Origin of the sequence: Streptomyces sp. NPDC016469 (assembly GCF_040632905.1) — a bacterium.
Taxonomy (GTDB): domain Bacteria; phylum Actinomycetota; class Actinomycetes; order Streptomycetales; family Streptomycetaceae; genus Streptomyces.
The window spans coordinates 24,001-36,673 of record NZ_JBEYCQ010000013.1 but is presented as its reverse complement, the minus strand read 5'-3'; the positions used below and the strand labels follow the sequence as shown (position 1 = coordinate 36,673).

At 73.7% G+C, this 12,673-nt stretch carries 12 protein-coding genes; 7 read left to right on the top strand and 5 right to left on the bottom strand.

The window, feature by feature from the left end; genetic code table 11:
* Nucleotides 1–34 precede the first annotated feature (34 nt).
* Nucleotides 35–1,006 (top strand): DUF6215 domain-containing protein, encoded by a 972-nt coding sequence (locus ABZ565_RS16855; protein ID WP_361026578.1) that lies wholly within the window; start codon nt 35–37, stop codon nt 1,004–1,006.
* A gap of 49 nt (nt 1,007–1,055) precedes the next feature.
* Here the strand turns inward: ABZ565_RS16855 and ABZ565_RS16850 are convergent, their stop codons facing one another.
* Entirely contained in the window at nt 1,056–1,844 is a 789-nt protein-coding gene (locus tag ABZ565_RS16850; protein ID WP_361026575.1) for a maleylpyruvate isomerase family mycothiol-dependent enzyme, read from the bottom strand.
* A gap of 115 nt (nt 1,845–1,959) precedes the next feature.
* Between ABZ565_RS16850 and ABZ565_RS16845 the strand changes: the two genes are divergently transcribed.
* The 3 genes from ABZ565_RS16845 to ABZ565_RS16835 all read left to right on the top strand — a co-directional run bounded on the left by ABZ565_RS16845 (nt 1,960) and on the right by ABZ565_RS16835 (nt 6,466).
* Nucleotides 1,960–2,562 (top strand): TetR family transcriptional regulator, encoded by a 603-nt coding sequence (locus tag ABZ565_RS16845; protein WP_361026572.1) that lies wholly within the window; start codon nt 1,960–1,962, stop codon nt 2,560–2,562.
* A gap of 92 nt (nt 2,563–2,654) precedes the next feature.
* Complete coding sequence (locus tag ABZ565_RS16840; protein WP_361026569.1) at nt 2,655–4,259, top strand: MDR family MFS transporter; 1,605 nt, start codon at nt 2,655–2,657, stop codon at nt 4,257–4,259.
* Nucleotides 4,260–4,327: 68 nt separating this feature from the next.
* Complete coding sequence (locus tag ABZ565_RS16835; protein ID WP_361026566.1) at nt 4,328–6,466, top strand: prolyl oligopeptidase family serine peptidase; 2,139 nt, start codon at nt 4,328–4,330, stop codon at nt 6,464–6,466.
* Nucleotides 6,467–6,478: 12 nt separating this feature from the next.
* On the opposite strand, the gene ABZ565_RS16830 is transcribed toward ABZ565_RS16835, so the two are convergent.
* Entirely contained in the window at nt 6,479–7,393 is a 915-nt protein-coding gene (locus ABZ565_RS16830; RefSeq protein ID WP_361026563.1) for a LysR family transcriptional regulator, read from the bottom strand.
* 38 nt (nt 7,394–7,431) lie between these two features.
* Here ABZ565_RS16830 and ABZ565_RS16825 point away from each other — a divergent pair, with 38 nt between their 5' ends.
* Nucleotides 7,432–8,469, top strand: a complete 1,038-nt coding sequence (locus ABZ565_RS16825; protein ID WP_361026560.1) for a DMT family transporter — start codon at nt 7,432–7,434, stop codon at nt 8,467–8,469.
* A gap of 13 nt (nt 8,470–8,482) precedes the next feature.
* Here the strand turns inward: ABZ565_RS16825 and ABZ565_RS16820 are convergent, their stop codons facing one another.
* Nucleotides 8,483–9,814 (bottom strand): aminotransferase class I/II-fold pyridoxal phosphate-dependent enzyme, encoded by a 1,332-nt coding sequence (locus ABZ565_RS16820; RefSeq protein ID WP_361026557.1) that lies wholly within the window; start codon nt 9,812–9,814, stop codon nt 8,483–8,485.
* 35 nt (nt 9,815–9,849) lie between these two features.
* Between ABZ565_RS16820 and ABZ565_RS16815 the strand changes: the two genes are divergently transcribed.
* Complete coding sequence (locus tag ABZ565_RS16815; RefSeq protein WP_361026554.1) at nt 9,850–10,545, top strand: pyridoxamine 5'-phosphate oxidase family protein; 696 nt, start codon at nt 9,850–9,852, stop codon at nt 10,543–10,545.
* On the opposite strand, the gene ABZ565_RS16810 is transcribed toward ABZ565_RS16815, so the two are convergent.
* Entirely contained in the window at nt 10,527–11,531 is a 1,005-nt protein-coding gene (locus ABZ565_RS16810; protein WP_361026551.1) for an EamA family transporter, read from the bottom strand. The two genes, ABZ565_RS16815 and ABZ565_RS16810, sit on opposite strands and share 19 nt — an antisense overlap.
* 147 nt (nt 11,532–11,678) lie before the next feature.
* Here ABZ565_RS16810 and ABZ565_RS16805 point away from each other — a divergent pair, with 147 nt between their 5' ends.
* Complete coding sequence (locus ABZ565_RS16805; RefSeq protein ID WP_361026548.1) at nt 11,679–11,867, top strand: hypothetical protein; 189 nt, start codon at nt 11,679–11,681, stop codon at nt 11,865–11,867.
* A gap of 60 nt (nt 11,868–11,927) precedes the next feature.
* On the opposite strand, the gene ABZ565_RS16800 is transcribed toward ABZ565_RS16805, so the two are convergent.
* Entirely contained in the window at nt 11,928–12,542 is a 615-nt protein-coding gene (locus tag ABZ565_RS16800) for a PadR family transcriptional regulator (protein WP_361026545.1), read from the bottom strand.
* Nucleotides 12,543–12,673: the final 131 nt, after the last annotated feature.

Genomic DNA, 12,673 nt, shown 5'->3' with positions numbered 1-12,673 from the left:
TGCGCAGATGATCACGCTCTGCTGAGATCACCGGATGCTCGGTCTCATAATCCGCGTTCTGCCCTTCTGGGTACGCGAACCCCTGCTCATCCTGGGCGGCTCCCTCTTCGGCGTAGGCATGGTGTTCAACGCCGTCACCGAATCCGAATCCCGGTGGATCATGGCCGGTCTCGGCGTGGCCCTCCTCGCCGTCACCGCGTTCCGCATCCGTACGGTGCGCCACGCCTGGCGCGCCCGCAGGGAGGCGGCCGGCGCCCCGGCGCCGCAGGTGCAGCCGCGCCCTGTCGACGGTCCGGCGGCGCCGCAGAAGAAGGAGCCCAACGCCGCGGCCCAGGCCTTCGTGGCCCTGGCCCTGGTCGGGGCGCTCGTGGGCGCGGTGTGGCTGGCTCCCCTCGTCACGGAGGACGCCACCGCCACCGCCCGGAAGCCCGCCACCTGCTCGGACCACGATGCCGGGAAGAAGCTGCCGAAGGCGTACGCCCTGACGCCGGGGGCGGTCACCGGCAACGACCTGTGCAAGGCGCTCAACCGCTCCGACCTGGCGGACCTCCTCGGCACCCCAGGTGAAACGCCGCTGGTGGCGTACGGAAACAGCGGCACCGCGGCCCTGACCGCCGACAAGGTCGCCGAATCGGAGGCCCGGGTCCAGTTCGACACGTACACCGTGGAGTTCTCGGCCACGTACAACCATCTGACGGCCGCCCAGTACGCGAAGGTGCTGGCGCCCCAGACGCTGGACCACAGGGCGGAGAAGGTCCTCGGCCGGCCCGCGGTCTTCACCTCCGACCACCTCATGCAGTTCCGCATCGGGGGCGAGGGATCCAGCAGCACTGCCACGGAAGGCCCCCTGGCGAGGACCCTGACCGTGGCCCTCGACCGCAAGGACCCGGGCGGCTCCTTCGACTTCACCATGTGGAGCGCGACCGGGGCCGTCCTTCCCGGCGACGACGTCATCCTCGGCGTCGTGGAGAAGTTCCTCCCGACCCTCCCCGGCCGGCGCGGCTGAGCGGCGCGCCGGCCGGGCGAGAGCCGTTCGTTCGGATCGGCCCGGTCTTCTACCCCTCCGGCTCCCAGTCCCTGAGCAGGTCGAACAGCTTCCCGTCCCCCTCGATCCGCAGGGCCTCCGCGGGAATGCGGTTGTACAGGTAGAGGACCAGATCACCGGCCGGGCCCCGGGCGGCCACCCCGGCGGTACCGGCGCCCTCGGCCGTGGGTGCGGGGATGCGGGCGGGGCGGGCGCCGTCGGCGTCGACCACGAGGCGCCAGGAGTGGCCCTCCGAGGCGTGGAAGTCGAAGGCGGTCGGCGTGTGCGGCCAGGCGCTCGGCGTCGCGACACAGGTGAACAGGAACTCCTCGACACCGTCGAGCCCCACCTCCTCGGGCAGCGGCTCCGGTACGCCCAGGGCGCGCTGGGCGTCGTAGGTGTGCACCGCGCTCTCCTGGACCCGGTGGCGGGCGACTCCCCCGGCGCTCTGCGGCGTCAGGGCCGGCCCCCACCAGGTCCAGCAGCCCCGCTCCGGACCCGCGTCCCGGAGCGTGTCGAGCAGCAGTTCCGTGGACTCGGCGAGCCAGGCCACGAGCGCGTCCGGGTCGCGCGGCGGGACGAGGGCGGCGCGGGCGGCCAGGGCCTCGGCGGGCGGGGCGGCGGCGGGGCCGGCCTTGACGATGTCGGCCCAGTAGCGGTCACCGCCGCCCAGGTGCTGGGCGAGGTCGAACAGATTCCAGCCGGGGCAGCCCGGCACGGGGGCGTCGAAGCCGGGTGCGGAGGCGATCGCGGCGCGGAAGGCCGCCGACCGCTCGTCGATGAGCCGCAGCAGACCGGTGAAGTCATGAGGTGGGGTCACCGGGACTGCTTATCACCGGGATCCACCCCACGGACACCGATTTACGTGCCCACCCCCGACAGCACCCCCGTTTGAAATTTTGCCCAGCCTGCAAAATTGCATAGCATGCATCTTCATGAGCGACGACCCGCCCCTGGGGCTGCGTGAACGCAAGAAGCGCGCCACGCGTGACGCCCTGGCGGGCGCCGCCCTGCACATGGCCGCCGAACGCGGCTTCGAGCACGTGACCGTGGAAGCGGTCACGGACGCCGTCGGGGTCTCCGTGCGCACGTTCTTCAACTACTTCCCGTGCCTGGAGGACGCCATCACGCGCCCCGTCCAGGAGAACGCCGAGCGGACCCGCCGGGCCGTACTCAACGCCCCCGAGCACCTGACCGCGCTCGAAGCCCTCAGCGAGGCCATCGCCCAGGAGCTCGCCTCCATCGAGGAGGACCACGAGCGCTGGGAGCTCCAGCTGGAGGTACTGAAGAAGAGCCCGGCCCTGCTCCCCAACTTCCTGGCCGCCCGGGGCGCCGACGAGAACGCCATGGTCGCCGTCGTCGCCGAACGCCTCGGCCAGGACCCCGAGACCGACCTCCACCCCCGGCTCCTCGCGCATGTGGCCCTGGCCGCGGTGCGCGCCGCGGTCGAGGTCTGGGTGGCCACGGGCCGTACACGTACCTTCCAGAGCCTGTACCGCGAGGCGTTCGCCTCACTGGCCGCCGGTCTGAAGGACTGAGCGGGCCGGCCCGCTCGTCACCCAGCGCACCACCCTCCGCGCCGCGCCACTGGGCGCGGAGCCAGTCACCAGAGAATGAGGAACGTCAGCCGATGACCGCTGCCGTCACACCCGAAACCGGCGCCGCCGGTACGACCGAGGGGGCCGCGTCAGGCATGACGCGCCGCCAGATACTCCAGGCCATGTCGGGCCTGATGGCCGGCATGTTCGTGGCCATCCTGGCCTCCACGGTCGTCTCCAACGCCCTGCCCCGGATCATCGCCGACCTGCACGGCACCCAGTCCTCGTACACCTGGGTCGTCACGGCCGAACTGCTCGCCATGACGGCGACCGTGCCGATCTGGGGCAAGCTCTCCGACCTGTACGACAAGAAGCTGCTCATCCAGCTCTCGCTGTCGATGTTCGTCGTCGGCTCGCTCGTCGCGGGCTTCTCGCACAGCGTCGGGCTGCTCATCGTCAGCCGTGTCGTCCAGGGCATCGGCGCGGGCGGTCTCACCGCCCTCGCCCAGGTCGTGATGGCGGCGATCATCCCGCCGCGTGAACTCGGCCGCTACTCCGGCATCTTCGGTGCCGTCTTCGCCGTGGGCACGGTCGCCGGTCCGCTGATCGGCGGGGTCCTCGTGGACACCTCGTGGCTGGGCTGGCGCTGGTGCTTCTTCATCGGGGTGCCGTTCGCGCTGCTCGCGATCGTGCTGCTCCAACTGACGCTGAAGCTGCCGACGATCCGCCGCGAGGTGAAGATCGACTACGTCGGTGCCGTCCTCATCATGAGCGGTGTCAGCTCGCTGCTGCTGTGGGTGACCCTCGCGGGCAACAACTTCGACTGGGCGTCCTGGCAGACCGCCGCACTCGTCTCCGCCGGCGTGGTCCTGCTGGCCGCCGCGGTGTGGGTCGAGTCGCGGGTGGCGGAACCGATCATCCCGCTGGACATCTTCCGCAACCGCACGGTGGCGCTGACGACCGTGGCGAGTCTGCTGGTCGGTGTCGCCATGTTCGGCGGCACGGTGTTCCTCTCGCAGTACTTCCAGATCTCGCTGGGCAAGTCCCCGACGACCGCGGGCCTGATGAGCCTGCCGATGATCCTCGGCCTGATGATCTCGACCACCGTGGCCGGGCAGATCATCTCCGCCCGTGGCAAGTGGAAGGGCTTCCTCATCGCGGGCGGCATCATCATGACCGCGGGCATGGGGCTGCTCTCCACGATCAGTGCCGACTCCTCGTTCGGCCTGCTCAGCGTCTACATGGTCATCCTCGGCGTCGGCGTCGGCATGCTGATGCAGAACCTCGTGCTGGCCGCGCAGAACGACGTGCCCGCCTCCGAACTCGGCGCGGCCACCTCGGTCCTGTCGTTCTTCCGCAGTCTCGGCGGCGCCATCGGTACGAGCGCCCTGGGCGCGGTCCTCGGCCACCGGGTGGCCGAGGAGCTGGAGAAGGGCTTCGGCGGGGCGGCCGGCGGCGGCACCGGCGGCGGTGTCCCCGAGCTCAGCAAGCTCCCGGAGCCGGCGCGCGTCATCGTGGAGAACGCGTACGGCGTCGCCACCGCCGACGTCTTCCTGATCGGCGCCCCCTTCGCCTTCCTGGCGCTCGTCGCGGTGCTCTTCATCAAGGAGAAGCCGCTGCGCACCCAGAGCGGCATGGAGCGCCATGCGGAGGAGACGGCGGCGGCGGCCAAGGCCGCCCCGACGGCCACGCACTGATCGCGGCCGTCCGGGGCCCGGGAAGCCCCGGACGGCTCGCGGGCCGCGCCACCTGTCATGGTGTCGGGATGACGCACCCCTCCGACAGCCGCGCGGCCGGCCCCTTCCCCGACCAGTTCGCCCGCACCCGGCGCTTCTCGCTGGGCGTGCCCCGGCAGTTCACCGTCTCCCCGGACGGCGAGCGGATCCTGTTCGTCCGGGGCACGTCGGGCACCGACCCGGTGAGCCGGCTGTGGCTGTACGGGAACAGCACGGAGCGGATGCTCGCCGACCCGCTCGCACCGGGCTTCGCGCAGGACGCCCCCGGGGAGGTCCCGCCGGAGGAACGGGCCCGGCGGGAACGCGCCCACGAGACCTCGTCCGGGGTGGTCTCGTACGCCACCGACGCCTCGGTGCGCCTGGCGGCCTTCGCCCTCGCGGGCACGCTCTGGGCCGTCGCCACCGACGGCTCCGCGCCCCGCCGCCTGCCGACTGCCGGGCCCGCCGTCGACCCCCGTCCCTCCCCGGACGGCTCACTGATCGCGTACGTCTCCGGCGGCGCTCTGCGTACGGTACGGGCGGACGGCACCGGCGACCGCGCACTCGCCGGGCCGGACGGCGAGCACGTCACGTACGGCCTGTCCGACTACGTGTCGCAGGAGTCCATCGGCCGTACCCGCGGCTACTGGTGGTCCCCGCGCGGCGACGCCCTCCTGGTCGCCCGCACCGACACCGCGGGCGTCCGGCGCCGCTATCTCACCGACCCCGCGCACCCCGAGCGCCCGCCCCGCGAGATGGCGTACCCGGCCGCCGGGACCGCCAACGCGAAGGTCTCGCTGCACCTCGTGCGGCTGTCCGGCGAGCGCACCGACGTACGGCTCCCCGGCGCGGCGGGCGACGGACACCCCGAAGCCGCCTGGACGGACCGGGCGTTCGAGTACGTGGTGGCGGCGGGCTGGGACGACCACGGCCCCCTGGTCTCCGTACAGAGCCGGGACCAGCGCTCCGTGCACGTCCTGGCGGTGGACGAGGCGACCGGCGCCGCCAGGACCGTGCACCGCGCCCACGACCCCGCCTGGGTGGCCCTGCGACCGGGCACTCCGCTGCGCCTGCCGTCCGGCGCGCTCGTCGTGCCCTCGCGCCCCGGCGGCGACAGCCAGGGCCTGGACATCGGCGGCACCCCGACGCCCCCGGGCCTGGAGGTGCGCGAGGTGCTCGGCGCGGCGGACGGACGGGTGTACTTCACGGGCGGCGACGAGCCCACCGAGGTCCACGTCTGGTCGTACGACACGGCCGGGGGCCTGGCCCGGGTGTCCCGCGCGGCCGGTGTGCACACCGCCGCCTTCGGGGGTCCGGTGGTGGTTCTCGACAGCCGGACGCCGGAGGGCCATACGGTGACCGTGCTGCGGGACGGCGCGGAGGCGGGGAGGATCGCCGTCCTGGCCGAGGTACCGCTCGTCACCCCGCGCCCCCTGGTCCTCGGCCTGGGCGCGCGCGAACTGCGCAGCCGCCTCTACCTGCCGTCCTGGCACCGGCCCGGCGACGGCCCGCTGCCGGTGCTGCTGAGCCCGTACGCCGGGCACGGCATGCAGGTCGTGCTGAAGGTGCGGACGTGGTGGACGGCGGTGGCCCAGTGGTTCGCGGAGCAGGGGTTCGCGGTCCTCGTGACGGACGGGCGGGGCACGCCGGGGCGCGGTGAGGCGTGGGAGAAGTCGGTGCACGGCGACCGGCTGACGGCCGTGCTGGAGGACCAGATCGACGCCCTGCACGCGGTGGCCGCCGACCGCACCGAGCTGGACCTGACCCGGGTGGCGATGCGCGGCTGGTCGTTCAGCGGGTACCTCGCGGCAGCGGCGGTGCTCCGGCACCCGGAGGTCTTCCACGCGGCGGTGGCGGGCGCGGCCCCGGCGGACCGGCGGCTCTACGACACCCACTGGGAGGAGCGCTTCCTGGGCCACCCGGACGTGCTGCCGGAGAACTACGACCGCAATTCGCTGCTGGAGGAGGCCGCGTCGCTGACCCGGCCGCTGATGCTGGTGCACGGGCTCGGCGACGACAACGTCACCGTGGCACACACGCTGCGCCTCTCCTCCGCCCTGCTCGCCGCGGGCCGCCCGCACACGGTGCTGCCGCTGTCCGGGGCCGGTCACCTGGTGGGCCGGGACCGCACGGCGAGCGGGCTGCTGCGGCTGGAGCGGGACTTCCTGCGGGAGGCGCTGCGGGTCTGACGGCGCGCCCCTTCACCCCATGGGGTCGTCCAGTCCCCGCCCCGCCTCGCGCAGCGCCGCGACCGCCGCGCGGACCGAGGGCCGCCGGTCCGCGTCCGTCCGCCAGACCGCGTGGACATGGCGGCGCATCCGCTGGCGCACCGGCACCAGCCGTACCCCGTCGGGCACGGGCCCACGGCCCAGCCGGGGCGCCACGCACACCCCCATCCCGGCGGCGATCAGCGCGAGTTGCGTGTGGTGCTCGCCCGCGAGATGGGCGATGCGCGGTTCGATGCCCTTGGAGCGGAGCGTGAACATCAGCCAGTCGTAACAGAATTCGCCCTCGGGCCAGGACACCCAGTCGTCGTCGGCGAACTCCTCCAGGTCCACTTCGGACCGGCCGGCGAGCGGGTGGCTCGCCGGCATCGCGATGTCCGGGGCGTCGTCCAGCAGTTCCGCCCGGGTCAGTCCGCCGGGCACCGGGAGCCGCTTGTTGCTCCAGTCCAGGACCACCGCGAGATCGATGTCGCCCCTGAGCACCGCCCGGATGCCGGCCTCCGGCTCCAGTTCCAGGGTGCGCACCCGCAGTTCGGGGTGGCCGGCGCGCAGGGCGAGCAGGGTCGAGGGGAAGAGGCCGCGGGCGGCCGTGGGGAACGCGCCGAGCCGGATCTCGCCCACGACCTCGCCGCGCTGGGCCTCGATGTCGGACTGCGCCAGCTCGACCTGCGAGAGGATGCGGGCCGCGTGGTCGGCGAGCAGCCGGCCCGCGTCGGTGAGCCGCACCCCGCGCCCGTTCCTGGCGAGGAGCTGCTGGCCGACCTCGCGCTCCAGCTTCGCCATCTGCTGCGAGACGGCCGACGTCGTGACGTGCAGCCCTTCGGCGGCGCCGCTGACCGAGCCGAGCCTGGCCAGGGCGTCGAGGGTGCGCAGGCGCTCCAGGTTCAACATGTAAGCGATGCTACGTGAAGCAACGCACAAAATCTCACTTGTGCTACGAGATGAGGGCGGCGATCGTAGTCACCATGAGCGCCCCGACCACCCCGAGAGTCACCCCCGAGCCGTGCCCGTCCCCGGCCGCGCCGCCCCCCGGAGCGGCGGGCGGCACCACCGCCCCCACGCCCACGCCCACTTCCGGCCCCGCCCAGCGGCCGGCCCTGGACTGGCGGCTCCGTTTCGCGGCGCTCTCACTGATCTGGGGCTTCAGCTTCCTCCTGATCAAGGTGGGGACCGACGCCTACGCCCCGTTCCAGGTGACCCTGGGGCGGCTCCTGGCGGGCACGGCCGTCCTGGCGGTGGTCATGGCGGTGAAGCGGGAGCGGCTGCCGCGTTCCGCCCGGACCTGGGGCCATCTGGCGGTGGCGGCGTTCTTCCTCAACGCCCTGCCGTTCTCCCTGTTCGCCTACGCCGAGCTGTCCATCCCGTCGACGCTCGCGGGCATCTGCAACGCGACCTCGCCGCTGTGGGGCATGGCGCTGTCGCTCGTCGCCCTCTCGGAGGACCGGCCGACCCGCCGCCGCGTCGCCGGTCTCGGCCTCGGCTTCCTCGGCGTCCTGACGGTGCTCGGCGCCTGGCAGGGCTTCTCCGGACTGGACTTCAGCGGGACGGCGATGGCACTCCTGGCCTCGCTGAGCTACCCGGTCGGCTGGATCTACGTCCGCCGGACGCTGGCCGGCAGCGGCGCGTCGACCCTCGCGCTCACCGGCAGCCAGCTCTTCCTGGGCACCGTGCAACTCGCGGTCGTGACCCCGCTGTTCACCACCGTCCCCAGCGGCTTCCCCGTCGTGCCCACGCTGGCGGTCGTCGCACTCGGAGCGCTGGGCACGGGGCTGGCGGTGCCGCTCCAGTACGGCCTGGTCAACGAGGTGGGGCCGACCACCGCGCAGATGGTCACCTACTTCATCCCGGTCATCGCCACGGCGGCCGGCGTGGCCGTGCTCGGCGAGCAGCTGAGCTGGAACACCCCCGTCGGCGCGCTCGTCGTCCTGGCCGGGGCCGCGCTCACCCAGAGCCGACGGCGCACCTGAGGCGGTCGCGACCTCACCCGTAGCTCAGCGGCCTCGCCGGACCCGCTGCCCGCGCCACCGCGTCGGCCAGCGGCGCGATGTCGGCGTCGGTGAGCGGGGAGACGGTGATCCGGACCGCCTGGGGCGCGGCGATGCGGAACCGGGCCCCGGGCGCCACCGCCCAGCCCGCCTGCAACAGCCGGGCCACCGCCCCCGTCTCGTCGCTCACCGGCACCCACACGTTCATCCCGCTGCGGCCGTGCGCCGCCACGCCCCGCTCCGCCAGCGCCCGGACGAGGGCGTCCCGGCGCAGCGCGTAGGACCGGGCCACCTCCCGCGAGTCCACGGCGCCGGTGCTCCACAGGTGCACCACCGTCCGTTGCAGCAGCCGGCTGACCCAGCCGGGCCCGAGCCGCTGGCGGCCGGCCACGCGGTCGACCGTGACCGCGTCCCCGGTCAGCACCGCGACCCGCAGGTCCGGCCCGTACGCCTTGGCCACCGAACGGACGAGCGCCCACCGGTCCGTGGACCCGGCCAGCGGGTGCAACGGCTGGTCCACGATGGCGTGACCGTGGTCGTCCTCGATGAGGAGGACGTCCGGGTGCCGGGCGAGGACGGCCCGCAGCCGCGCCGCCCGGTCCTCGGAGACCGTGGCCCCGGTCGGATTCTGCGCCCGGTCCGTGATCACGACGGCCCGCGCGCCCGCCCGGAGCGCCGCGTCGAGCGCGTCCGGCAACGGCCCGTCGTCGTCCAGCGCCATCGGCACGGCCCGCATGCCCAGGGCGGGCACCAGGTCCAGGAGTCCGCCCCAGCCGGGGTCCTCGACCGCCACCCGGTCGCCGGGCCTGAGGTGGGCGACGAGCACCCGCTCGATGGCGTCCAGCGAGCCGGACGCGGCGGCCACCGGTCCGGCCGGCACCCCGTCGGTGTCCATCGCGGCGCGCGCGAGCGCCGCGAACTCCGGGTCCACGGCGGCTTTCCCGTACAGCCCGGGCTCGCGCGCGTACGCCTCGGCAACCGACGCGAACGCCTCGCCGAGGCGCGGCAGCAGCGCCGGATCGGGGCTGCCGTCGCCCAGGTCCCGCACACCAGGCGGCGCCTCGACCCGCACCGAACCGCGCGCGGTGCTCGCGGGGCGCGGCCTGATCCGGCTCCCCCGGCGCCCGGCGGTCTCGATCACCCCGCGCTCGCGCAGGGTGCGGTAGGCGGCCGCGACGGTGTTCGGGTTCACCTGCAGCCGGGCCGCCAGCTCTCGCATGGGGGGCAGCACGTGCCCGGGGGGCAGTTCGCCCGAACCGACCCCGCGCTCGACGCTGGCGGCGATTTCCTGTGCACGCCGCCCACTGATCCGATACTCTCCTAGCACAAACGACAGTATGCACTAGTGCAATGGAGTCCGCAATGCCGGAGACCGCTTCCCAGCAGACCGCGTCCCCGGACGCCGCATCCGGCTACGAGCCGACGGACCGCACCGTCCCCTCCCGGTCGCGGGACCGCGCCGCGTACGACCGGGAGACGGTCCACTCCATACTCGACGGCGCCTACCTCTGCCACCTCGGCTTCGTGCGCGACGGCACCCCGGTCGTGCTGCCGACGCTCTTCGGCCGGGTCGGCGAGCGGCTGTACGTGCACGGCTCGACCGGCTCGCGGCCGCTGCGGACGGCCGGGAGCAGCGACGAGGGTCTGCCCGTGTGCCTGACGGTGACCCACGTGGACGGCCTGGTGCTGGCCCGTTCGGCCTTCCACCACTCGCTCAACTACCGCTCGGTGGTCGTGCACGGCACGGCGTACGCGGTGACCGGCCCGGAGGAGCGGCGCGTGGCCCTGGACGCCATCGTGGACCAGGTCGTCCCGGGGCGCTCGAAGGACTCGCGCCCGGCCGACGGCAAGGAGCTGGCCGCCACCGCCGTCGTCCGGCTGGACCTGCGGGAGGTCTCCGCCAAGATCCGCACGGGCGGGCCGAACGACGACCCCCGGGACGTCGGCCTGCCGTACTGGGCCGGTGTCGTCCCCGTCGCCCCGGCCTGGGCCGCCCCGGTCCCGGCGGACGACCTCGACCCGTCGATCGGGGTCCCGGCCTACCTCACGGCGTCCTGAGCGGCGGCCCGATCCCCGGCCGCCGCCTCCGCGCCCACCCCCGAGGCGACGGGACCGGAGGGCGGCCGGGGCGTGGCCGACTGCGCGATGAGGGCGCCTGCCAGCACCAGCGCGCCGCCGATCAGCTGCGGGGCGGCCAGGTGCTCGCCGAGGAGGACCCAGGCGAGCACGGTCGCGATGACCGCTTCCAGGCAGGCGACGACGCCCGCGACAGCCGGTGAGAGCAGGCGTACGGAGATCACCCCGGTGACGTACGCGATGACGGTGGCCAGCAGCACGATCCACACGAGGAGCAGCCAGGCCGGCACATCGGCGCCGTCCATGACCGTGTCACCGCCGAGCACCGACCAGGCCATGCCCCAGGGGCGGGCGATCACGGTGAGCACGAGGGCGCCGATGAGCAGTCCGTACGCGATGACGCCGACCGGGTGCGGGGGTTCGGCCCCGTCCGGGGACGCCTCCCCGCCGCCCTGGTCGGAGAGAACGAAGTAGCCGACCTGGCAGCAGGCCGCGCCGAGGGCGAGGAGCAGCCCGACCACGTCGAAGCCGAGTCCGGCCCACACCTCGACCACGCAGGCGAGTCCGCCGACCGCGAGGAGGACCCCCAGGGCCGCCGCCCGCGTGACGGGCCGCCGCTGCACGAAGCGCACCCAGCCGAGGACGAGCGCCGGGGCCAGGTACTCCACCAGCAGCGCGACGCCCACCGGGATACGGGAGATGGCAGCGAAGTAGCAGGCTTGCACGCCCGCGACGGCGAGCAGCCCGAAGCCGAGCAGGAGCACGGGCCGGCTGCGTACCAGCGCCCGGTGACGCCACGCCACCGGCAGCATGACGAGCGCGGCGCCCGCCACCCGCAGCCAGACCACGTGGAGCGGGTCGAGCCCCGCCTCGATCAGCGGCTTGGCCGCCACTCCGGAACCGCCGAATGCGAAGGCCGAGGCGAGGGCGAGTCCCAGGCCGGCGCTTCTCCCCTGAGACGCGTGCATCGGCACATCATGACAGCTGCGGTCAGGAGCGTCACCCCGGTGACACCTGACTCGGGCGGCACTCCGCGGGACAGGGCAACCGACGTCCCGCCCGTGCACGTCCCCAGGACGGAACGGTTGTTCGCGGCGCGGCGGGAGGGGATCGGGGTGAGCTGGCTGGTGTCCCTGCCGGCGCTCGACGGGCGCGAGTACGTCTACCGGGTCCACGCGCCGCTCGACGCCCTGCCCGCCGATCTGTTCTGGTGCGCGTTCCACTGCCACGACGACGGACCGCACCCCCGCGCGTCCGACCGCTTCGACGCGGCGCGGATCTGGCCCCTCGCGACGGACACGTAGACAGCGAGGAGCCCGGCGGCCTGGGCCGCCGGGCTCCGTCGCACCGGCCCACAGCGGGGCTCAGTGCTCGTCGGCGAGGATGAGGTACAGCTTCTTGCGGGCCTCGTTGATGACGGCGACCGCCTTGTCGCGCTGGTCGGCCGAGCCGGTCTTCCAGACCTGGCCGAACGCCTCCATCAGACCGAACCCGGCCTGCCTGACCTCGTTCATGCTCTCCCAGTCGACACCGCGCCCGGCCTCTTCCCAGGGCGCCTCGGGCCCGGTCTCGGCCTCGGTGCGGCCGGTGTCGGTGAGCGTGAACAGCTTCTTGCCGCCCTCGCTCGCGCTGGTGATCAGCCCCTCGTCCTCCAGCAGCTGAAGGGTCGGGTACACCGAGCCGGGGCTGGGCCGCCAGGCCCCGCCGCTGCGCTCGCCGATCTCCTGGATCATCTCGTACCCGTGCATCGGCCGGTCCTTGAGCAGCGCCAGGATCGAGGCGCGCACATCACCGCGCCGCGCCCTCCCCCGGCCGCCGCCCCGGCCCCGACCGCCCCCGAAGGGCCCACCACCGAACGGCGGTCCGAACGGCCCGAATGCCGCCCGATGCCCCTCGAAACCGCCAGGGCGCCCCTCGGGGCCGTGCGGGCCGCGCCCGTGACCGTGTGCATGCCCGTGCTCGAATCCATGTGAACGCATGACGTACTCCTTCACTTACGTTGATCTTCCACCTATCGCTGTACTGTCGCGATGTCTCAACGATATATCGGAACCGATCGCATGACAACCCCTGCCCTGAACGGCCCGCGCGGGGCGGCCCGGCGATAGCG

Bases quoted from the DNA above. Each gene is read 5' to 3' on its own strand.
- ABZ565_RS16855 (WP_361026578.1), top strand. From the start codon at position 35: ATGCTCGGTCTCATAATCCGCGTTCTGCCCTTCTGGGTACGCGAACCC.
- ABZ565_RS16845 (WP_361026572.1), top strand. From the start codon at position 1,960: ATGAGCGACGACCCGCCCCTGGGGCTGCGTGAACGCAAGAAGCGCGCC.
- ABZ565_RS16840 (WP_361026569.1), top strand. From the start codon at position 2,655: ATGACCGCTGCCGTCACACCCGAAACCGGCGCCGCCGGTACGACCGAG.
- ABZ565_RS16835 (WP_361026566.1), top strand. From the start codon at position 4,328: ATGACGCACCCCTCCGACAGCCGCGCGGCCGGCCCCTTCCCCGACCAG.
- ABZ565_RS16830 (WP_361026563.1), bottom strand. From the start codon at position 7,393: ATGTTGAACCTGGAGCGCCTGCGCACCCTCGACGCCCTGGCCAGGCTC.
- ABZ565_RS16815 (WP_361026554.1), top strand. From the start codon at position 9,850: ATGCCGGAGACCGCTTCCCAGCAGACCGCGTCCCCGGACGCCGCATCC.
- ABZ565_RS16810 (WP_361026551.1), bottom strand. From the start codon at position 11,531: ATGCACGCGTCTCAGGGGAGAAGCGCCGGCCTGGGACTCGCCCTCGCC.
- ABZ565_RS16800 (WP_361026545.1), bottom strand. From the start codon at position 12,542: ATGCGTTCACATGGATTCGAGCACGGGCATGCACACGGTCACGGGCGC.